General features: G+C 49.0%; 17 protein-coding genes, 1 other RNA gene and 1 other annotated feature. Of the genes, 16 read left to right on the forward strand and 2 right to left on the reverse strand.

The features are described 5' to 3' along the window. Positions 1-484: 484 nt before the first annotated feature. On the reverse strand, positions 485-1,945 hold the full coding sequence (locus HMPREF0980_RS00655) for a sodium-dependent transporter (protein ID WP_049727244.1): 1,461 nt from the start codon (positions 1,943-1,945) through the stop codon (positions 485-487). A 263-nt stretch (positions 1,946-2,208) separates the two neighbouring features. Here HMPREF0980_RS00655 and HMPREF0980_RS00660 point away from each other — a divergent pair, with 263 nt between their 5' ends. The 9 genes from HMPREF0980_RS00660 to HMPREF0980_RS00695 all read left to right on the forward strand — a co-directional run bounded on the left by HMPREF0980_RS00660 (position 2,209) and on the right by HMPREF0980_RS00695 (position 12,434). Continuing rightward, positions 2,209-3,744, forward strand: coding sequence for an isopeptide-forming domain-containing fimbrial protein (locus HMPREF0980_RS00660; RefSeq protein WP_049727245.1), 1,536 nt, complete (start codon positions 2,209-2,211; stop codon positions 3,742-3,744). Between the two features lie 21 nt (positions 3,745-3,765). Further along, a complete protein-coding gene (gene leuC / locus HMPREF0980_RS00665; protein ID WP_049727246.1) occupies positions 3,766-5,040 on the forward strand; it encodes a 3-isopropylmalate dehydratase large subunit in 1,275 nt (424 codons plus the stop codon). After that, positions 5,040-5,531, forward strand: coding sequence for a 3-isopropylmalate dehydratase small subunit (locus HMPREF0980_RS00670; RefSeq protein WP_049727247.1), 492 nt, complete (start codon positions 5,040-5,042; stop codon positions 5,529-5,531). Before leuC ends, HMPREF0980_RS00670 begins: the two co-directional genes overlap by 1 nt. A 15-nt stretch (positions 5,532-5,546) precedes the next feature. Next, positions 5,547-6,821, forward strand: a complete 1,275-nt coding sequence (locus HMPREF0980_RS00675; protein ID WP_049727248.1) for a Na+/H+ antiporter NhaC family protein — start codon at positions 5,547-5,549, stop codon at positions 6,819-6,821. A gap of 13 nt (positions 6,822-6,834) precedes the next feature. Further along, positions 6,835-8,325: a threonine synthase gene (gene thrC / locus HMPREF0980_RS00680; protein ID WP_049728271.1), complete on the forward strand. Its 1,491-nt coding sequence runs from the start codon at positions 6,835-6,837 to the stop codon at positions 8,323-8,325. Between the two features lie 14 nt (positions 8,326-8,339). Continuing rightward, positions 8,340-8,684 carry a hypothetical protein gene (locus HMPREF0980_RS00685; protein WP_049727249.1) on the forward strand — a complete coding sequence of 115 codons (345 nt, stop codon included), beginning with the start codon at positions 8,340-8,342 and terminating at the stop codon, positions 8,682-8,684. A 191-nt stretch (positions 8,685-8,875) separates the two neighbouring features. Further along, positions 8,876-10,567 (forward strand): phosphoenolpyruvate carboxykinase (ATP), encoded by a 1,692-nt coding sequence (locus HMPREF0980_RS00690; RefSeq protein WP_049727250.1) that lies wholly within the window; start codon positions 8,876-8,878, stop codon positions 10,565-10,567. A 91-nt stretch (positions 10,568-10,658) separates the two neighbouring features. After that, positions 10,659-10,840: non-coding RNA, 6S RNA (gene ssrS, locus HMPREF0980_RS18425), on the forward strand. 268 nt (positions 10,841-11,108) lie between these two features. Continuing rightward, positions 11,109-12,434: a SpoIID/LytB domain-containing protein gene (locus tag HMPREF0980_RS00695; RefSeq protein WP_049727251.1), complete on the forward strand. Its 1,326-nt coding sequence runs from the start codon at positions 11,109-11,111 to the stop codon at positions 12,432-12,434. A gap of 7 nt (positions 12,435-12,441) precedes the next feature. On the opposite strand, the gene HMPREF0980_RS00700 is transcribed toward HMPREF0980_RS00695, so the two are convergent. Next, positions 12,442-13,014 carry a xanthine phosphoribosyltransferase gene (locus tag HMPREF0980_RS00700; RefSeq protein WP_049727252.1) on the reverse strand — a complete coding sequence of 191 codons (573 nt, stop codon included), beginning with the start codon at positions 13,012-13,014 and terminating at the stop codon, positions 12,442-12,444. Positions 13,015-13,135: 121 nt separating this feature from the next. Here HMPREF0980_RS00700 and HMPREF0980_RS00705 point away from each other — a divergent pair, with 121 nt between their 5' ends. The 7 genes from HMPREF0980_RS00705 (at position 13,136) to HMPREF0980_RS00735 (ending at position 22,076) form a co-directional block, all read left to right on the forward strand. Beyond that, complete coding sequence (locus HMPREF0980_RS00705; RefSeq protein WP_049727253.1) at positions 13,136-13,987, forward strand: YihY/virulence factor BrkB family protein; 852 nt, start codon at positions 13,136-13,138, stop codon at positions 13,985-13,987. Positions 13,988-14,041: 54 nt separating this feature from the next. Then, positions 14,042-14,272: a binding site (T-box leader), on the forward strand. Between the two features lie 100 nt (positions 14,273-14,372). Further along, a complete protein-coding gene (pheS, locus tag HMPREF0980_RS00710) occupies positions 14,373-15,392 on the forward strand; it encodes a phenylalanine--tRNA ligase subunit alpha (RefSeq protein WP_049727254.1) in 1,020 nt (339 codons plus the stop codon). A gap of 18 nt (positions 15,393-15,410) precedes the next feature. Continuing rightward, on the forward strand, positions 15,411-17,831 hold the full coding sequence (gene pheT / locus HMPREF0980_RS00715) for a phenylalanine--tRNA ligase subunit beta (protein WP_049727255.1): 2,421 nt from the start codon (positions 15,411-15,413) through the stop codon (positions 17,829-17,831). A gap of 17 nt (positions 17,832-17,848) precedes the next feature. Continuing rightward, complete coding sequence (gene sppA, locus HMPREF0980_RS00720; protein WP_049727256.1) at positions 17,849-18,826, forward strand: signal peptide peptidase SppA; 978 nt, start codon at positions 17,849-17,851, stop codon at positions 18,824-18,826. Continuing rightward, entirely contained in the window at positions 18,807-19,532 is a 726-nt protein-coding gene (locus tag HMPREF0980_RS00725; RefSeq protein ID WP_049727257.1) for an RDD family protein, read from the forward strand. The genes sppA and HMPREF0980_RS00725 overlap by 20 nt, the downstream gene beginning before the upstream one ends. A gap of 31 nt (positions 19,533-19,563) precedes the next feature. Further along, a complete protein-coding gene (queA, locus tag HMPREF0980_RS00730) occupies positions 19,564-20,589 on the forward strand; it encodes a tRNA preQ1(34) S-adenosylmethionine ribosyltransferase-isomerase QueA (RefSeq protein ID WP_049727258.1) in 1,026 nt (341 codons plus the stop codon). 89 nt (positions 20,590-20,678) lie between these two features. Then, positions 20,679-22,076 (forward strand): sensor domain-containing diguanylate cyclase, encoded by a 1,398-nt coding sequence (locus HMPREF0980_RS00735; RefSeq protein ID WP_049727259.1) that lies wholly within the window; start codon positions 20,679-20,681, stop codon positions 22,074-22,076. Positions 22,077-22,181 lie beyond the last annotated feature (105 nt).

Consider the following 22,181-nt stretch of genomic DNA (forward strand, 5'->3'; position numbering starts at 1 on the left):
AGTTGAAATCCTTGGCGAAATGGAATTATAATGAGGAAGAGCCGGTATCAGGTACAGGGCTGTTATATGAGATAACATCCCTTGCCTGACTCCGGCTCTTCTTCCAGCAACGGCGTGCACGCCTCGCTGCAAACGTTTAACTGCGATAATATACACCGTACTAATTTGTATGTGTTGTATACACTAAGCTTGCTACCATTTTCCATCTAGCTGACGCAGCCAGCGTTCATCCGCTGGCCAGTAACGTCACACGGCCGCTCACGCCCTTGTTAGTAAAGTAGATAGCGGACGGGGAGCCGGGTGGGAGATGCGCAGGTGTAAGCGGGAGAGGCGGAGAATCCTTTCCGTAGCCCTTATCCTGCGTGATGCAAGCCGCTATCGGCGCGCATTCCGGAGGGTTAGGGATACGTGAAATAGTCGGAGCCTCGTACGCATCGAAGCATCTGCCACCCGGCTCCCCGCCCGCCGCCTAATTTACTTAAACTTACATTTTCTTCCGGTGCACGATGTAGGACTGTACCATCAGATACCCCGGATAGATAAGGCAGAATACCGGAAGCAGGAAGTTTGCCGGAAAACCAAGCTTTTCCAGATAACCGTCTACCAGTATGAAGATGACGATGAGAGGCAGTACATAAGAGATATATCCCCTTGTCCAGCTGGGCAGCTTAAGCCCTTTTCCGCTGTTGACTTCTTCGCTGTATTTCTTCCAGCCCCATCCGTATCGGTAGGTGCAGAACAGGAGGTACAGCAGCGATCCAAGCGGAAGCAGCGTGTTGGAAACGATGAAGTCCTCAAGGTCCTGCACGGTGCTTCCTGCGCCGAATGGCTGGAATCCGCTCAAGAGGTTAAAACCAAGGGCGCATGGAAGGGAGAGCAGTATGACGGCGACCGCATTTACGGCAACCGCCTTTTTTCGGCTCCAGCCAAAATCCATAGCAAATGCCACGATATTTTCAAACACTGCGATAATCGTAGTCAGAGCGGCAAAAGCCATGAATGCAAAGAACAGGGAGCCCCAGACTCTTCCGCCGGCCATTTCGTTAAAGGTGGCGGGAAGGGTGACGAAGATAAGTCCCGGTCCGCTGCCTGCGTCGATGTCATATGTAAAACATGCGGGAAAGATAATCAGCCCTGAAAACAGGGCGACTAAAGTATCCAGAACGACTACGTTCAGACTTTCTGATACGAGGGAATGGTCCTTCCCGATATAACTTCCGAATATAGCCAGCGCACCGATGCCGAGGCTCAGTGTGAAAAATGCCTGGCCAAGTGCGGCGAAGATAATCTCGCCGAGGGAATAGTTCTCAAGAGCTCTTCCAAAATCAGGAATGAGGTAAAAGGCAAGCCCTTCCTTTGCTCCGCTCAGAAGAAAGCTGTGTACGACAAGTACGAGCATGACGGCAAACAATGCACCCATCATATACTTGGATATTTTTTCTACTCCGTTTTTGAGACCCTTGGAACAGATGAAGAACCCGATGACGGTTACGACGAGCATCCATAGAACCTGCTGTGAAGGGCTGGCAAGAAAACCGGAGAAGGCCGAATTGATCTGCTCCGCGTTTTTGCCGCTCAGTGAGCCGGCAGCGGTCTTGAAGAAATAAGCGAGCATCCACCCGCCGACTGTCGTATAGAACATCATCAGCATATAGTTTCCGACCAGGGGGACCAACTTGACGAGATGCCATTTCGTGCCCTCTGGTTCCAGTACCTCAAAAGATCTGGCGGCGGATTTCTGTGCGGCCCGTCCGACGGAATACTCCATCGTCATAATCGGAAGCCCTAGAAGAATCAGAAATACAAGATAAATCAGTACGAAAGCAGCACCCCCGTACTGCCCGGTAATATACGGGAACCGCCACACGTTGCCAAGCCCTACCGCACAGCCGGCGCTGATCAGCAGGAAGCCGAGACGTGATGAAAATTTTTCTCGTGTGTTCATTTTGCTACACTCCTTATAAAATAACATGCTGCCCTCGGGAAAACATACAGACCGAGGGTACTTCCCCTATTTTACTAAATAGAGTGACGACGTGTCAATCATCAAATGCTTGTTGACAAACACAGCAATAGCGGATATGATAATTACACTCGTCAAGTAATTCTATCAGACAACGAATCAGTTCGTCATCATACGGGGACTCCCCGTCCATGGGAGCAATCATCCCATATTTTCCTTCAACCACTAAGAAAAGGAGAATGCTTATGAAACACGTAGCCAGACAATGGAGGCTGTTGGCGTCCGGTTTATTTTTGATGCTAATCTTTCGCGCCCTTCCGGGGCTGGAAGAGGCGGAGGCGCGGGCTGCGTCCGTCTCTCTCGTACAGGGGGAGGCAGTCTATTACCAGGGCTATTCGACACATTACTATTATATAGACGGTGTCCTTGGATACTGCCTCGAGCCGGGCAAGACACCGCCGTCCGATGGAAGCTATGATTCACAGGTCATCGATAACAGCGAGCTTCTGAGCAAAGCGATGTATTACGTCTACGGAGGTCCGGGCTATGAGACCCATATGAAGCCTGCGCTTCCAGAAGCATGGAGGTCCGAAGCGAACGTCTACTGTCTGTCCCACTGTGTCCTGTCATATGTATATGACAACTTAAGCGGGGACAGTGATGCATTTATCGGATTGAATGAAGAGATGAAGAACCAGGTAATACAGTGTGCTGCATGGATCAGAGCATGGCCTGCCATACCGGCTCCCGATATCTCGTTCTCCGGAACGGAGTTCAAAAGCTGGTTTGACAGAGAAGGAAAGCAGCAGAGGACAGATGAGATAACGTGTATCGGTGATGCGGACAACAGTATTACGATTCCGCTTCCGGAGGGGGTGTGGCTTGTCAATGCCACCAAAGGGACTAAGAAGTCCGGAAAGGTCCAGGTGATGGGGGGCGACCGTTTCTATTTGTCTGCCGATGCCGGAACGCTTAACGGAGAACGGTATGAGAGCGGAGCGCTGTATGGCAGCCGCCGGCAGGCGTGGCGGACCTTAGTAATCAGGCCTGGAAGCAATGGACAGAATATCGGCGGCGGAAGCCTGATAACGGTCGAGACAGCACCTGCTTCTCTGGCAGTGACGTGGCTTCCAAGGCCGGAGCTTGACACGGATAAGCAGGCGGATAAGACTGGAAAGTCCTATAAACTGGGGGATATTGTCACCTATACGATAGAAGTGACACAGCGCATTCAGGGTGCGGTTGCCAAAAATGTCGTCATTTCAGACACGATACTGACCGAGGGGGTCAAGCTTCAGAAAAATTCTGTCGTCTTGCTGGACGCTCAACAACGGGCCGTATCGGACGCAATGATTACAGTAGAAGGGAATACTTATACAATCCGTTCGGGCGAGTCGCTGGAATTTCTCCAGAGCGTCGAACGCGGAGAGAAGTTCTTTGTGGAATACCAGATAGCCATTACCGATGCGTCCGTCATTGGGAGGGAGATAGAGAATGAAGTGATTGTGAGGGCGGACAATGCCGACGAGGTGAGGGACCGTGAGATTGTCAAAGTGGAGGAGCCTGAGACGCCGAAGGAACCCGAAGAGCCGGAAGAGGTGCCCAAAGAAGAGGAACCCGAAATAGAGGAACCCGAAGAAGAACCCGCGCCAAAACCGGCAGTAAAAGCAGAGGCGGTCAAGACGGGGGATGAAGAAAATTTGATGGTTCTTATCTTATTGCTCATTCTTTCTTGCACCGCAATCACCGCCTGTGGTAAAATAGCTCGTAAGACTAAGTAGATGAAGGAGGCGTCATAAGATATGGGAATGACGATGACACAGAAGATTCTCGCGGCACATGCGGGGCTTGACCATGTAGAAGCGGGCCAGCTGATTGAAGCGAAGCTCGACGTAGTTATGGCTAACGACATTACAGGGCCGATGGCGGTGCCTGTATTTAACCAGATGGCGGATAAAGTATTTGATAAGGAGAAGGTAGTCCTAGTACCGGATCATTTTACGCCGAACAAGGATATCAAATCCGCGGAAAATTCCAAGTCCATCCGTGAATTTGCAAAGAATCAGGGGCTGACCCATTATTATGAAGTGGGACAGATGGGAATTGAACATGCAATCCTGCCGGAGAAGGGCATAACTGTCGCGGGGGAATGCATCATCGGAGCGGATTCCCACACATGTACATACGGAGCGCTCGGAGCATTTTCCACCGGTGTCGGTACTACAGACATCGCGACGGGGATGGCGACAGGAGAGCTGTGGTTTAAAGTCCCCTCTGCCATTAAGTTCGTGCTGACCGGAACGCCTTCCCGGTATGTGAGCGGTAAGGATATCATCATCCATATTATCGGAAGGATTGGCGTGGACGGCGCCCTGTACAAATCCATGGAATTTACGGGGGACGGCATCCAAAGCCTTACGATGGACGACCGCTTTACGATGGCGAACATGGCTATCGAGGCCGGAGCGAAGAATGGAATCTTTATCGTCGATGAGCGCGCCAAAGCATATATGAAAGAACACTCTGGAAAGAGCTACACGATATATGAAGCGGATGAAGATGCAGCCTATGATGAGGTCGTAGAAGTCGATCTCGCCAAGGTCCGTCCTACGGTGGCATTCCCGCATCTCCCCGGCAATGCGAAGACGATAGATGAGATTGAGGCCATGGAGCCGATCAGGATAGACCAGGTAGTCATCGGTTCCTGTACGAACGGCCGTATGGAAGATATGAGAAGAGCGGCTGCGGTATTAGAGGGGCAGAAAGTACACCCGGATGTGCGTGTGATGATTATACCTGCCACGCAGAAGATATATAAGCAATGTATCAGGGAAGGGCTGGTTGATATCTTCATCGATGCCGGCTGCGCTTTCAATACGCCGAGCTGCGGTCCGTGCATGGGCGGGCACATGGGTGTGCTGGCGGCAGGCGAGAAGTGTGTTTCCACGACAAACCGTAACTTCGTAGGCAGAATGGGGCACGTGGATTCCCTGATCTACCTTGCCTCCCCTGAAGTGGCTGCGGCAAGTGCCATAGCGGGGTATATTGCGAATCCAGAGAAAGCAGGTGACAGATAATGAGAGCATCAGGACATGTATTTAAATATGGAGATAACGTTGATACAGACGTAATTATTCCGGCACGGTATCTGAATTCCTTCGACGGAAAAGAGCTGGCCGCTCATGCCATGGTTGATATCGACCCGGAATTTGCCGGTAAGGTCAGGCCCGGAGATATGATTGTCGCTAAGAAGAATTTCGGCTGCGGATCTTCCAGGGAACACGCGCCGCTCTGTCTGAAAGAGGCAGGGGTAAGCTGCGTGATTGCAGAGACATTTGCACGTATCTTCTACCGGAATGCGATTAACATCGGACTGCCTATCATCGAATGCCCGGAGGCCGCTCAGGGGATAGAGGCAGGTGATGAAGTGGAAGTGGACTTTGACAGTGGAATAATATACGACAAGACAAAAGGATTAAGCTTTCAGGGACAGCCGTTCCCGGAATTCATGCAGAAGCTTATCGCGGCCGGAGGGCTCGTGAATTATACGAACGGTAAGAAGAAATAGTGAGGATTATCTGGTATGGGAAATGAGAGAGGAAATGGGGCGGCGCTGCTGCCGATAGGAGTATTTCTGGTAATATTCCTCGGTGCGGGTATCGTGACGGGAGACTTTTATGCAATGCCTGCCATAGTAGCATTCTTAATAGCGCTTTTTATAGCTTTTATACAGAACAGAGGACTGAGCTTTCAGGAGAAGATCAGGGTAATATCAAAGGGAGTGGGGGATGAGAACATCATTACGATGAGTCTAATCTTCCTGTGCGCCGGCGGGTTTTCCGGCGCTGTGACAGCAGCCGGCGGGGTGGAGAGCACAGTCAACTTCGGCTTATCTATCCTGCCTGCCAAGATTGCAGTCGTGGGCCTGTTTGTCATCGGATGTTTCATCTCAGTTTCTATGGGGACATCGATGGGAACGATAGCGGCACTTGCGCCGATAGCAGTAGGAATCAGCGAGAAGACAGGATTTTCCCTGGCGGTCTGCATCGGAGCGGTCGTGTGCGGCGCCATGTTCGGGGACAACCTGTCCATGATATCGGATACGACCATCGCGGCGGTCAAGACGCAGGGATGTGAGATGAAGGACAAGTTCCGGGAGAACTTCCTCATCGTACTTCCGGCAGCCATCATCACAATTATCATCTTCCTTGTCATTACATGGAACGGTAACGCCAGCGTGGCCGCGGGCAGCTATAACATCCTGCGCGTCATCCCGTATATACTTGTGCTCGTAGGGGCACTGATCGGCATCAACGTATTTGTGGTCCTGATTGGCGGGACTGTCGTGTCACTCGTCGTAGGGGTAGCCACCGGCAGCCTCGCGGCAGGTGAGATGTTCACAGCCGTCGGCAGTGGGGTGACAGGCATGTATGATATCACGGTCATCTCCATCGTCGTGGCCTGCATCGTGTCTCTTGTGAAAGAGTTCGGCGGCATCCAGTTCATTTTAAATCTGATCAAGCGGAGCATCAGAGGACAGCGGGGAGGAGAGGCCGGTATCGCCGGACTGTCCCTTCTTGTCGATATGTGTACGGCGAACAATACGGTAGCCATCGTCATGGCCGGTCCTATCGCAAAAGATATCAGCGAAGAGTTTGACATATCGCCGAGACGGTCCGCGTCTCTGCTGGATATATTTACGTCCGTAGGACAAGGGCTGATTCCTTACGGGGCACAGCTGCTCTCGGCGGCAAGCCTTACAGGGCTGACACCATTTAACATAATGCCATATTTGTTTTATCCGATATTGATGGCAATCAGTGCAATTCTTTTTATTGCATTCAGGAAAGCAGATTGAAAGGATGGAAAAGATGAATCTACATTATAAGAGCACAAGAAATTCCAACTTGAAGGCCACGGCATCAGAGGCCGTGCTGAAAGGTCTTGCACCGGATGGCGGACTGTTCGTGCCGGAGCGCATCCCGAAGCTGGACATCTCGCTGGACAGGCTCAAAAGCATGAGCTATCAGGAGACGGCATACGAGGTGATGAAGCTGTTTCTGACTGATTTCACGGAGGAGGAGCTAAAGACCTGTATCGGCAGGGCATATGACAGCAAGTTTGACACGGAGGAAATTGCTCCGCTTGCGAAAGTGGGTGATACGTATTATCTGGAACTATTCCACGGCTCTACGATAGCATTCAAGGATATGGCCCTGTCCATACTTCCACAACTGATGACTACATCTGCGAAGAAGAATAATGTAGAGAATGAAATCGTTATACTGGCGGCTACGTCTGGTGATACAGGGAAGGCGGCTATGGCTGGTTTTGCGGATGTGGAGGGTACGAGGATCATCGTGTTCTACCCGAAGAACGGCGTGAGCAAGGTGCAGGAGCTTCAGATGGTCACGCAGAAGGGAAATAATGTAGATGTGGTGGCGATACATGGGAATTTTGACAATGCCCAGAGCGGCGTGAAAGCGATGTTTGAAAATGCGGAGCTGGCACATAAGCTGGCAGGTAACGGATACCAGTTTTCCTCCGCCAATTCCATCAACATCGGCCGGCTTGTCCCGCAGGTCGTATATTATGTCTATGCTTATGCGAAGCTGCTCGGGGAAGAGGAGCTGTCCGGGGGAGAGAAGATGAATGTTGTCGTTCCGACCGGCAATTTCGGTAATATATTGGCAGCGTATTATGCGAAACAGATGGGTGTGCCGATTAACAGGCTCATCTGCGCGTCGAATGAGAATAAGGTACTGTTCGACTTCTTCCGCACGGGAACGTACGACAGGAACAGGGCATTCGTGCTCACGACATCCCCGTCTATGGATATTCTGATTTCGAGCAATCTGGAGCGTCTCATCTACCTTGTCACCGGTGAGGATTCCGGCCGGACTTCCAGATTTATGGAAGAACTGAGGGACGGAGGAAGTTATGCGCTTACGGAAGAGATGAGGGAAAGATTGAAAGACTTTGAGGCCGGATACGCGACAGAAGCACAGACGGCAGATCAGATCAGACGCATCTATGAATCCACCGGATATGTACTGGACACGCATACGGCCGTAGCCTCATATGTATGTGACGAGTACAGGAAGAAGTCAGGGGACTGCAGCAAGTGCCTCGTGGTCTCAACGGCCAGCCCTTATAAGTTTGCTAAGAGTGTCATGACCTCCATCGACAGCACGTATGAAGCAGAAGAGGATTTCCTCCTGCTGGACAAGCTGGAAGAAGTGTCAGGGGTGGAGATGCCCCGGGCAATTGCAGACATTCTTCATGCAGACGTGCTGCATAGGACAGAGTGTGATGCGGATAAGATGGAAGATACGGTAAAAGAGATATTAAATATACGATAATTGAGGTGTGACAGATGTTGAATGGAATATTTGGAATATTTGGACTTGGATGTGGATTATACTGTCTGTATGCGTACTTTATGATGAGAACGAAAAAAGAGATCAATACGACGATTCTGCTGCCGAAGGAAGCGAGGTTCAAAAAATGCAAAGATGTGGATGCCTACTGCAGAGAGATGTCCCCTCCGCTGCTGACGCTCGGGATAATCGTAACCGCATACGGCGGGCTGGACTTATACAATACTTACATGGGCGGCATAGGTATTTTGTTCCTCATAATGTTTGCCCTCGTGTGGGTGGCGCTCATCTGGTTTTTTGTGGCTGTCCGAAAGTGCAATAAGAAATATTTTGGTGTGTAGATGCAGAAAATGCAGGATTAAAAACTGAATCCTGCATTTTTTGTAATTATTCATACAATACATACAACAATTATGAAATAAATGAATGATAAAAAACAAAAACTTTCGTGAAAACATTGTTAAAGTCTTGACTTTTCTTCTGAAAAATGAGATAATGAATCAAATTTGGAATTTTAAGGAGGAAAAGAGACATGGCAACAAAAGCATATTATCCGATTAGTGAAATTGGTGCCGGAAAAACTGGTTTTTCCAAAACACGTTCTATCATTGAAGCAGCATTTTATGGAAATAATGTTGTTCCGGTTAACACATTAAAAGAGGCATATAACCTGGCTAAGAACTCACCGGGAACGATTGTTACAGATATGCCTGTATATAGGGGAGAAGAATTTGGTCTTGACAGCGATGCCAGAGTATTGTTATTCAACGACGGTGCAGTGACAGGTCGTTATGCAGGCGCACGCCGCATAAAAGGAGAACCTGGAGTGGATGCGGCCAAGCTTGACAAGGTGACGATGGATGCGGTATATGAATCACGTTGGAAGACAATGTACCATGCAACCGTTTATGTAGGTCTTGATACGGAATTCATGGTGAAAGCACATCTTCTTATTCCAGAGGGAGAAGAAAACATCATGTACAACTGGATGCTGAACTTCCAGTACATGGCTGACGAATATGTAAAGATGTACAAGAATTCCAAACCGGTAGGCGACGGCAAAGAGCCAGATATCTATATTTTCTCCGACCCGCAGTGGTTTCCGCAGGACCGTCCCGATGTTGATTACAGCTGCCTGAGCGATCCTCTTACTCTCTGCTATTTTGACACCGCTGAGAACTGTGCGTGTATTCTTGGTATGAGATACTTCGGTGAGCACAAGAAAGGTACGCTTACGATGGCATGGGCGATTGCCAACAGAAACGGCTATGCTTCCTGCCACGGCGGACAAAAAGAGTATACGCTTCCTGACGGTTCCAAATATGTTGCATCTGTATTCGGTCTTTCCGGATCAGGCAAGTCTACTCTCACACATGCAAAACACGACGGCAAGTATCCGATTACGGTTCTCCATGACGACGCATTCATCATCAATACAGACACATGTGCTTCCGTAGCGTTAGAGCCGACATACTTTGACAAGACGGCGGATTACCCGACCGGCTGCGATGACAACAAGTACTTATTATCTGCGCAGAACTGTTCCGCAACATTGGACGAAGATGGGAAGATCCAGCTCGTGACAGAGGATATCAGAAACGGTAACGGACGCGCCATCAAGTCTAAATTGTGGTCACCAAACCGTGTGGATAAGATTGACGCACCTGTGAATGCTATCTTCTGGATTATGAAAGACCCGACGATTCCGCCGGTAGTTAAGTTAAAAGGCTCCGCGCTTGCCTCTGTCATGGGAGCGACGCTTGCGACCAAGACTTCTACTGCAGAACGTGTTGCCGCAGGAACTGATTTGAATGCGCTCCGTATCGTTCCTTATGCTAACCCATTCAGAACATATCCTCTTGTTAATGATTACGAGAAGTTCAAAAAGCTTGTAGAAGAGAAGGATGTAGACTGCTATATTGTCAATACCGGTGATTTTATGGGCAAGAAGGTACAGCCGAAAGATACACTTGGCATCTTGGAAGCAATCGTGGAGAGAAAAGCTGACTTCAAACAGTGGGGACCATTCGAAGATATTGAAATCATGGAGTGGGAAGGCTTTATTCCTAACCTGGATGACGCGGACTATAAAGCTCAGCTCAAAAATGCAATGATGAACCGTGTCAATGCAGTAGAGAAGTTCGCAACAGCAAAAGACGGATATGATAAGCTGCCGGATGAGGCGCTCGCCGCACTCAACAAACTGGTAGAAGAATTAGCATAATCAGCTTCATATAGTTGTAAAAATGTGCCAGCTGTCATAGCTGGCACATTTTTGTTGAAAAACGAGAGATAATAGAGTATAATGATTTTAGGAAAACCTGGGATGCACGACAACTCCTGTAATTTTGAACCTACAAAACTTTAAACGGGACTCTTATATCTCTGAAATATGCCAGGCCCCCGATTACGCAGGGGAAGGCAGAAAAACAGATGCGGACACCCACCTGGCTGCGGCTAGGAGTCAAAATACAGGAACCGGCATTTTGGGGATCTTACAAAAGATAAAGGGCAGTCGTATATAATACGGCTGTCTTTTTATTGTATCATAGGAAACTTCGTTCCCTATGACACAAAACCCTCCGGGGGATGCGCACTCGCTTTCGCGGAAGAAATCATTCCAAAGGTCGGATGCGCTCGGCGCGGAGAGTCCGCAAGCGGGCTCTTTGTTCCATATATAGAAGATGATTTTTATGGCATTCCGGTCTATTTTATGGATGCTGTCATAAATATAGAAAAAAACGGGTGGACAAGAGGTACATAGTGTGAGACGAAGAAGAAAAGAAAAATATCTGTATTATGGGCTGGCGATTCTCGTCACCCTGTTTATCATAGTCGGCCTTGTGTCGGCATTGAAAGGCACAGGCAAGATAAAAGGCCTGGACAGGACGGGAACAGAAAAGGGGACCGGCGAAGCAGAAAGCAAACCGGAGGAAAAGAACACGGCTATAGACAACCCGGATATCCGTGTCCTCATCATGGACAACGGATACAGCAACATCGTACATCCTAGTGTCACCATATCGTCCGCAAAAGGGCTGACGCTCACATGTGGTGAAGAAAAAGAAGATTGGGACAAATCAGACAGTCTGACGATAGCACCGGACGATGCCAGGTTCGGGAAGGGGAATATCCGTATACAGGCAAAAGAAGGGAATGTCACGCTGTCCAGTATCAAGAGAGGATACGGAACGCCTTCCTACAGCGGAATCATAGAGCTTCGGACTACGGCGGAAGGTATCGTCATCATAAATGAGCTGCCTGTTGAGACATATCTGTGCGGTGTCGTGCCGAGCGAGATGCCGGCCTCATATGAGCTGGAAGCGCTGAAGGTCCAGGCGGTATGCGCAAGGAGCTATGCATACCGTCAGATGGCGGACTATGGATACCCAGAATACGAGGCGCATGTGAATGACAGTACGGACTATCAGGTGTATGGCAATTCTGAGGAACAGGAGTCTACATCCAGGGCCGTCGCAGAGACGGCAGGACAGGTCGTAAGGTATCAGGGCGAAGTCGTGACTACATACTATTATTCTACCTCCTGCGGAAAGACGACGTCCATGGAAGCCTGGGGAACCGCACCAAACGACAGCAACGGATATTTGCAAAGCGTGGACGTGTCGGACGGAGATGCGGATTATGAAAAAGAGCTTCCATGGTACAGATGGGAGGCAGCAGTTCCGGTACAGACGCTGTCCAATCTGGTCGGTCTGAATACCGGTACGGACGTAGGGACGCTTTCCAGCGTGGAAGTGACGAAGAAAGGTCCCGGAGACGTGGCCCTGCAGATCAAAGCGACCGGGAGTAAGGGAAGCGTTACTGTCGACACGGAAAATAAAATCCGCAGAGCCCTTGGAGGAAAAGGGTATCAGATAACGAAGCAGGACGGGACGGTCATAGACAGCAGTGCACTGCTGCCAAGCGCTTTTTTCACCATCGAGAAGACCGCGGACGCATTTGTCATCAAAGGAGGAGGATTTGGCCACGGTATCGGGATGAGCCAGAATGGCGCAAACGAGATGGCAAAGCAAGGCAAGGATTACAAGGAGATCTTGACCTTATTTTTCCACGATGTCACGATAGAATGACAGACGGCTACTCCCGGAAGGTAAGCGACGTGTCTGTCATCGTATCGATGATGGCAAGGGATTCCAGATGGATGCCTTTCTGCCGGATAATCTGTCCGCCCTGCTGGAACCCTTTTTCTATAACGATGCCGGCGCCCTCTAAGGTTGCGCCGGCTTCTTCTATTATGTCAAGAAGTCCCATGAGTGCGCAGCCATTTGCAAGGAAATCATCAATAACGAGAACATGGTCGTCAGCATCCAGGAATTTCCTGGAAAGGATGACATCATATACTTTTTTGTGAGTAAAAGATTCCACCTTCGTGTGGTATACTTCACCGTCTATGTTAATACTTTGTGCTTTTTTGGCAAATACTACTGGTACATGGAAATACTGGGCCGCTATGCAGGCGATGCCGATGCCAGACGCCTCGATGGTCAGAATCTTCGTAATCTTGTCACTTGGAAATCTACGTCGGAATTCCTTCCCTATCTCGTTGATTAGGCCAATATCCATTCTGTGGTTGAGAAAGCCGTCTACCTTTAGTACATTTCCTGGCTTTACCGTTCCGTCTTTCAGGATTCGTTCTTTTAAAAGCTGCATGATTATACCTTCCTTACCGTATTCTATGTATACACCATATACTAACGTATCGCCTTTCGTTTTTCAATAGACAAAGATGGAAAAATCGGGTAAAATAAAAGGAACGCAGTAGGAGAGAGCTATGAAGAGTTATAAAAGATTATATAAAAAGGGAATAGAGATATCGCAGGAAATAACGGATGATCATGTGGGGGCATATGCGGCGCAGTCTGCCTTCTTTTTTATGCTGTGCCTCATACCTATCATACTGCTTTTGATTACCATGGTCCAATATACGCCGGTGACGAAAGCAGATGTGATGACTGCGGTAATACAAGTATTTCCGTCATCGGTGGATTCTCTGATTACATCCATAGTGAACCAGGTGTACAATCAGTCGACGGGAATCATCCCTGTTACGGTAGTTGTGGCTTTATGGTCGGCAGGAAAAGGCGTTCTCGCCATGACGGGCGGTCTGAATTGTGTGTATAACTGCCGTGAGACAAGAAATTATATCTTCCTGCGTATCCGCGCGACCCTATATACGGTAATGTTCATCCTCGTCATCATCTTCCTGCTCGTACTGTCCGTATTCGGCAATACGCTCAACATCTTTATCGCTGAGCATGTCCCGATACTGTCCAGGCTCGCCGACTGGCTCATCCGGATGCGTGTATACATTACGCCGGTCGTCCTGATGGTTTTCTCGCTTCTCATATATAAGTTTCTGCCAAACCGGAAGGACTCGTTAAAGAAGCAGATACCTGGCGCTATCTTTGCCGCTATCGGATGGATGATCGTATCGTGGATATTTTCCGTGTATGTAGACCTGTTCAAAGGATTTTCGGATATGTACGGAAGCCTCACGACGATAGTGCTTATCATGCTCTGGATGTATTTCTGCATGTATAGCATCCTGCTCGGCGGCGAGGTTAACATACTCATGTATGATAAGATACTGACCGGTACATCCCGGAAGAAAGCAAATTCTTAAAGTTTAAGCCTTGACATACGTATTTGTTGTGTTAGAATATATTAGTATAAATTGACAAAAGCTATGACCGTGTCAGTAGAGACCCATCTTCCATTAGAGAGAGGAAACCACCGGGCTGAAAGTTTCCTTTGGTTCAGATGGCAATCGAATTTCCCGCGCGAGCTGCATCTTTGAAGTACCGCATATTTTAGTAGGAGATGCCGTATGTGCACGTTACGCAATTGAGTGCCCGCCCGTACCGGCGGGAATCAGGGTGGTACCGCGAGCTATGACCTCGTCCCTTTTGGGACGGGGATTTTTTTATTTACATAAGAGACGCAGTCGCCTATGTGAATAGAGACCCTCTGGGGGATACGCAATCTATTTGAATAAAAGGAGAGAAGAGATGAAAGAGAAATTACAAAGCATCAAAGAGGAAGCGCTGAAAGCTATTGAATCAGCTGATGTACCTGAAAAGCTGAATGATGTGCGTGTAAGATTCCTTGGCAAGAAAGGAGAGCTTACCGCAGTCCTGAAAGGAATGAAAGATGTCGCGCCGGAGGATAGGCCGAAAGTAGGGCAGCTTGTAAATGAGACGAGAGCGGCTATCGAGGAAGTGATGGAAGACACCCGCAGGAAGATGGAAAGAGCTATCCGTGAAGAGAAGATGAAGCAGGAAGTAATCGACGTCACGCTGCCCTCCAAAAAGAATATGGTCGGGCACCGCCACCCGAATACGATTGCTCTGGAAGAGGTAGAGCAGATATTCGTAGGTATGGGATATGAAGTCGTGGAAGGGCCGGAAGTTGAATATGACCTGTACAATTTTGAAAAGCTGAATATTCCGGCTGACCATCCGGCAAAGGATGAGCAGGATACGTTCTATATTAATAAAGACATCGTACTACGTACCCAGACATCGCCGGTACAGGCCCGTGTCATGGAGCAGGGAAAACTTCCTATCCGTATGATAGCGCCAGGACGGGTATTCCGTTCTGACGAGGTGGATGCGACTCATTCACCTTCCTTCCACCAGGTAGAAGGGCTTGTCATCGATAAGAATATCTCTTTTGCAGACTTGAAGGGGACGCTTGAAGTATTTGCCAAGGAACTGTTCGGTCCGGAGACTAAGACAAAGTTCCGCCCGCATCATTTCCCATTCACGGAGCCAAGTGCGGAAGTAGACGTGTCCTGTTTCAAATGCGGTGGGAAGGGCTGCAGATTCTGTAAAGGCTCCGGCTGGATAGAGATTCTTGGCTGTGGTGCGGTTCACCCTCATGTACTTGAGATGTGTGGTATCGACCCGAAGGAATACAGCGGTTTTGCATTTGGCATGGGCCTGGAGCGTATCGCGCTGCTGAAATATGAGATAGATGACATGAGGCTGCTGTACGAAAATGATATAAGATTTTTGAAACAGTTCTAAGGCTGAAAGGAGATAAAAATGAATACATCATTATCATGGATTAAAGCGTATGTGCCTGGTCTTGAGGCAGAGGCGCAGGAATATACGGATGCGATGACATTATCCGGGACAAAAGTAGAGGGATTTGAAGAACTGGATGCTGACCTGGATAAGATTATCGTAGGCCAGATTGACAAAATTAAAGGACATCCGGATGCCGATAAGCTCATCATCTGTCAGGTGAATATCGGAGACGGGTCTGTACAGATCGTTACCGGTGCGGATAATGTGCATGAGGGAGACAAGATACCTGTCGTGCTTGCAGGCGGGCGCGTAGCAGGCGGCCATGAGCCCGGCACCCGTGTGGCGGGCGGTATTAAGATTAAGAAAGGGAAGCTGCGCGGCGTGGAGAGCGACGGCATGATGTGTTCCATCGAGGAGCTGGGCTCCAGCCGCGATATGTACCCGGAGGCGCCGGAAGAAGGCATCTATATCTTCCCTGACGAAGTGGAAGTGGGAGCAGATGCCGTGGAAGCGCTCGGTCTGCATGACGTCGTATTTGAATATGAGGTGACTTCCAACAGAGTGGACTGCTACAGCGTCATAGGGATAGCGAGAGAGGCGGCGGCTACGTTCGGTAAAGAGTTCGTACCGCCTGCAGTCGGACAGACGGGTAATGAAGAAGATGCCGGTGACTATATCAAAGTAACGGTAGAGAATACGGACCTTTGCCCGAGATACTGCGCAAGGGTAGTCAAAAACATAAAGGTCGGACCCTCTCCGGAATGGATGCAGAGAAGACTTGCATCTGTAGGAATCCGTCCTATCAACAATCTCGTTGATATTACGAACTATGTCATGGAAGAGTACGGGCAGCCGATGCACGCCTATGATCTGGACACGATTGAAGGGAAAGAAATTATCGTGCGCACGGCAGAAGCCGGCGAAAAATTCGTAACCTTAGATGGACAGGAACGCCTGATGGATGAGTCTGTCCTCATGATATGCGACGGGCAGAAATCTATCGGTATCGCCGGAATCATGGGGGGCGAGAATTCTATGATTACCGATGACGTCAAGACGATGCTGTTCGAGGCTGCGTGCTTTGACGGGACGAATATACGTAGATCCAGCAAGAAGGTGGGGCTGCGCACCGACGCGTCAGGCAAGTTTGAAAAGGGGCTTGACCCGAACAACGCACAGGCGGCCATAGACCGGGCATGCCAGCTTGTGGAAGAGCTGGGGGCCGGTGAGGTCGTCGGAGGCATCGTAGACGTATACGGAAAGAAGAAAGAACCGGTAAGGGTTCCGTTCGATGCGGATGCAATCAACAGCCTGCTCGGAACGGACATATCGAAAGAAGAGATGCTTGGGTATCTGGAACGGGTGGGCCTGAACTATGACGAATCCTCAGATGAGATTGTAGCTCCGACCTTCCGCCATGATATATTCTGCTTGGCGGACCTTGCGGAGGAAGTGGCGAGATTCTACGGCTATGACAATATACCGTCGACGCTTCCGAAAGGAGAGGCGACGACCGGAAAGCTGTCCTTTAAGCTGCGTGTGGAGGAAGTGGCGAGAAATATCGCGGAATTCTGCGGCTTCAGCCAGGGGATGACCTATTCATTTGAAAGCCCGAAGGTGTATGATAAGCTGATGATTCCGGCAGAATCTCCGCTCAGGAATGCCGTAGAGATTATGAATCCGCTAGGGGAAGATTACAGTATCATGCGTACGACCCCACTGAACGGCATGCTGGCTTCTCTGGCTACAAACTATAACCGGAGAAATAAAAATGTGAGGCTGTATGAACTCGGCAATATCTACCTGCCAAAATCTCTTCCGCTTACAGAGCTCCCACAGGAACGTATGCAATTTACACTTGGAATGTATGGGGACGGGGACTTCTTCAGCATGAAAGGCGTGGTGGAAGAATTCTTCGAGAAAGCGGGCCTGCACGAAAAAGAAACATATGACCCCGATGCAGGCAAGCCTTATCTTCATCCCGGACGCCAGGCCAATATCATATACGATGGAGCTGTCGTCGGCTATCTTGGAGAGGTTCATCCTGATGTGGCGGATACGTATGGTATCGGTGAGAAGGCATATGTAGCGGTCATCGATATGCCTGAGATAGTTGAGCGCGCTACATTTGACAGGAAGTATACGGGCATAGCCAGATTCCCGGCTGTGACACGCGACATCAGCATGGTCATGCCAAAAGACATCCTGGTCGGGCAGGTGGAAGAGACGATTGAGAAGAAAGGTGGGGCATACCTTGAGAGTTATGCACTTTTCGACCTCTATGAAGGAGCACAGATTAAATCTGGCTATAAGTCTGTCGCATATTCCATCGTATTTCGCGCTAAGGACCGGACGCTTAACGATGCAGATGTGACAGAGGCGATGGAACGTATCTTAAAGGCGCTGGAAGGCATGGGAATCGAGCTGCGTAAATAATTTCAGGAGGACGGAAGATGAATAGAAAGCAGATAGGCGGTCTTATATTAGCCGTCGTCCTGTTTATTGCAACAGGAGTTATCAGTGTTTTGACCAATGTAACAGCACAGAACCGCCTTGCAGATGTGGCAGGGCAGATTCTCACCGGTGGTTATGAGCTTGACGCTCCGGTCAAGGATTATGTAGCGGTCGTTAAAGTGGAAGGAACGATTCAGGAGCAGACCTCCCAGTCTTTGTTTGAGACTGAGGAAGGATATCAGCACACGACGACCATGGAGTATATCGACTACCTGATGAACGATTCTAACAATACCGGGATACTTCTCTATGTGGATTCTCCGGGCGGAACTGTGTATGAAAGTGAGGAGCTGTATCAGAAGCTGAATGAGTACAAAGATGCCACGGGACGTCCTATATGGGGCTACATGGCACATTATGCCGCCTCAGGCGGATACTACGTATCCATGGCAGCGGATAATATCTACGCGAATCCGAATACGGTAACAGGCTCTATCGGCGTAATCATGGCGGGATATGACATGACCGGGCTCTATGAAAAGCTTGGAATCCGGTACGTCAGCATAACGAGCGGTGCGAACAAGGATTCCAGCAAGCTGAACGACGAACAGGTAGCTATCTACCAGACCCAGGTCGATGAATCATATGGCAGGTTCGTGGACATCGTGGCCGACGGAAGAGGGATGTCACCGGATGAAGTGAAACAACTTGCGGACGGAAGGACCTATACCGCCAGGCAGGCAGAGGAAAACGGGCTCATAGATAACATATCCCTTTATGAGGATATGAAGGCAGATATGGGTAATGAACTCGGGACAGATGTATTCTATGAACTGAAGCCAAAGACTTCAACACTTGCGTCTCTCTTTTCAAGCGTAAAAGAGATTGTACCTAAGTCAGAGGCGCAGGTGCTGACAGAGACTGCCGGCGAGAAGGAAAATGGAGGGCTGATGTATTATGCAGAACAGCTACGATAATGGCCAGGCAGCCTGCGCCGGATTCTGGGTCAGGGCCGCAGCCTATGCGCTGGACAGCGTTATCGTCTTCCTCGGCCTTCTCATCGTACGTCTCATAATGAGCGGGGTCATGTCCATGACGGAAGGAACTGTCCTCGGCGGCGGCATCCTCTTCCAGTATACGTTAAAAGATATCGTGCTCTACATCGTGCAGGTGCTGTATTTCATCCTTTGTACTTATTTTACGGGAACCACCCTTGGGAAAAGGGCTATGAACCTGCGTGTAGTCTCAGACCAGGGGAATAAGCTGACGCTTTTTACCGTCGTGTACAGAGAGACAGTCGGAAGGTTCCTGAGCGGCATCATTCTCTATATCGGTTACATCATAGCCGGAATCGACCCGCAGAAACGGGCATTGCATGACATCCTCTGTGATACGAGAGTCATCTATGCGCGCAGGGTGAAGGTATATCCGGTATACCAGAGGCCGGTACCGCCTGTGTCCCCGGCACAATCGGGATTACAGCCGGGACCACAGACAGGCTTTGGAAGGCCGGTATCAGGACCATCCGTACAGGAGCGGCCGCAGCCTCATGAGACAGGAAATGTACCGCCGGCGTCAGAAGAGCGGCCTATGCCAGAGCAAGAGGCTCCTCACAAGACGGGATATCATATGGTAAGGCCGGGGCAGGATAGTCCGGCTGTACATGAGGAAGACAGACAGTAGACGATATATTGTTAATTAGAAGGGATTCATTATGAAACGTCAGGATTTTTATTATGAATTGCCGGAAGAATTAATAGCACAGGATCCGCTTGAGGATCGCTCCAGCTCCAGGCTCCTTGTATTAGACAAGGAGTCTGGTTTGGTCTCTCACCGTGTATTTAAAGACATCACGGATTATCTCCATAGGGGGGACTGCCTAGTTATTAATGACACGAAAGTGATTCCGGCAAGGCTTATCGGTTCCAGGATAGGAACAGATGCAAAAATAGAAGTATTATTACTGAAGCGGAAAGAAGAGAATGTCTGGGAAACGCTCGTTAAGCCGGGAAAGAAAGCCAAGGTTGGAACGAGAATCCGTTTTGGGGACGGGATTCTGATTGGTGAAGTCATAGACGTGGTGGAAGAAGGCAACCGCCTCATACAGTTTACTTACGAGGGTATCTTTGAAGAGATTCTGGACCGCCTCGGTCAGATGCCGCTCCCGCCTTACATCACCCATCATCTTGAGGATAAGAACCGTTACCAAACTGTCTATGCGGCACACAGCGGTTCTGCCGCGGCACCTACGGCGGGGCTTCATTTTACGCCCGAACTGCTGGAGGAGATCCGGCGGAGAGGTATCGATATAGCGAAAGTAACCCTGCATGTAGGTCTGGGCACGTTCCGCCCGGTTAAGGTGGATGATATTATGGAGCATCACATGCATTCGGAGTTCTACCAGATAGACGAGGCGGCTGCGATGAAGATCAACAAGGCGAAAGATTCCGGTGGAAGGGTAATATGCGTCGGAACGACGAGCTGCCGGACAATCGAGTCTGCCGCCGATGCTACCGGGCACATCAAAGCAAGAAGCGGATGGACGGACATCTTTATCTATCCAGGCTACAAGTTCAAGCTCCTTGACTGCCTGATTACGAACTTCCATCTGCCGGAATCGACACTGATTATGCTTGTGTCAGCTCTGGCGGGAAGGGAGAATGTCCTGGCGGCGTATGAGGAAGCGGTGAAGGAGAGGTACCGGTTCTTTTCGTTTGGAGATGCAATGCTGATAATCTGATACTCATTTTGTTACAGGCCATACAACATTCGACTTTATTTGTAGACTATGTTAGAATGAAACAATAGTATATGAACAAGGAGATAAAGATGATGCAGGAATCATACGAAATGCTTCTCTCGAATATAGCTTTCCTTCTGGCAGAAAATCAATTTAATACAGAGGCTGTCAGCAAATCTTTGAAAATGATTTGTGACAGCTTCTCTTTTACATACGGCGCCGTGTATGAGGCGGGTCATTCTGAGCATTTTAATCTGATGGAAAACGTTGCTCTAAACCAGACCGCTCTTCCCCAGAGCATTTCTGCTAGTGAACTGACGACCGGGCAGCGCAGTTATTTGACTCAAAAAGCGGTTTCTCATATCATCCGCAATGAACATAATACGCTTTGCGAAACCAAACTGCTCACTATGTTTGCGGCTTCTTCACTGACAATAGCGCCTATAACAGATGAAAGCTTGTGCATCTATGGTCTGATCGTTTTCTTTAACACGGGCCCGGAAGAAAAACTCACGGAGGATGCCACAGTGTCATTGGCTGTTATAATTCCCATGCTGGTCAGGTATATAAACGTGAGAATGTATCAGTACATGCTCTCCCGCTCACATGCTTCACTAGAAAATATACTTGATAATACAGGGATTGATATTTATGTCAATGATTTTTATACGCATGATATCCTGTATGTGAATAGATCTATGGCTGAACCTTACGGGGGACGGGAACAATTCCACGGCAGGAAATGCTGGGAAGTTCTTTTTCCCGGTCAGAATGGTCCCTGTGAGTTTTGTCCGGAAAGAAATTTGATTGATGACCAGGGAAAACCCACCAAGGTATATACCTGGGATTATCAACGCCCTTTTGACGGATCGTGGTTCCGTGTGTTCAGTGCGGCATTCCGGTGGATAGACGGCCGTCTGGCCCATGTGGTGAGCAGTGCTGATATTACCGATAACAAAGAGAAAGAAGCTCTGATTGAATATATGGCTAACTATGATGCCCTGACAGATCTTCCCAACCGCAGGATGTTGGTAAACGACTGTAAAAAACGCATTGATCTTGCCACCGACAATGAAAAGGGTTATCTGCTGTTTTTCGATATTGACGGCTTTAAAAAAGTAAACGATAATTTTGGACATGATGCCGGTGACGAGCTTTTGGTTATGCTGGGTAAATTTTTCTCTGGTATTCCTTTACTAAAGGACAGCATTTACCGAAATGGTGGAGATGAATTCGTGGCAATTATCGGTGGTGAATCCATCACAAAAGAGAATATCCAGAATCTCGCCCGCTTTGTCCTCACCCGTTTTAAGAAGCCCTGGAAGCTGACGGCAGGAAGTGTCTTCTGCAATACCAGTATCGGTGTTGCATGTTTCCCTGAAGACGGGCGCACAGCAGAGGAACTCCTTCACAAGGCGGATATGTCTATGTACCAGGTGAAAAAATCAGGTGGAGGCGGTGTGTGTTTTGGCTATCAGCTGCTATGATTCACAGCAGCATCGGACATTGTTTGAATTATGTTTTAAGTATACTTAGTGGATGTTTGCCCTGCTTTTCAAGTCAAATTTAAAATCCCTGCATTTCCCCAAATA

Source organism: Dorea sp. D27, from assembly GCF_001185345.1.
Lineage (GTDB): Bacteria > Bacillota > Clostridia > Lachnospirales > Lachnospiraceae > Extibacter.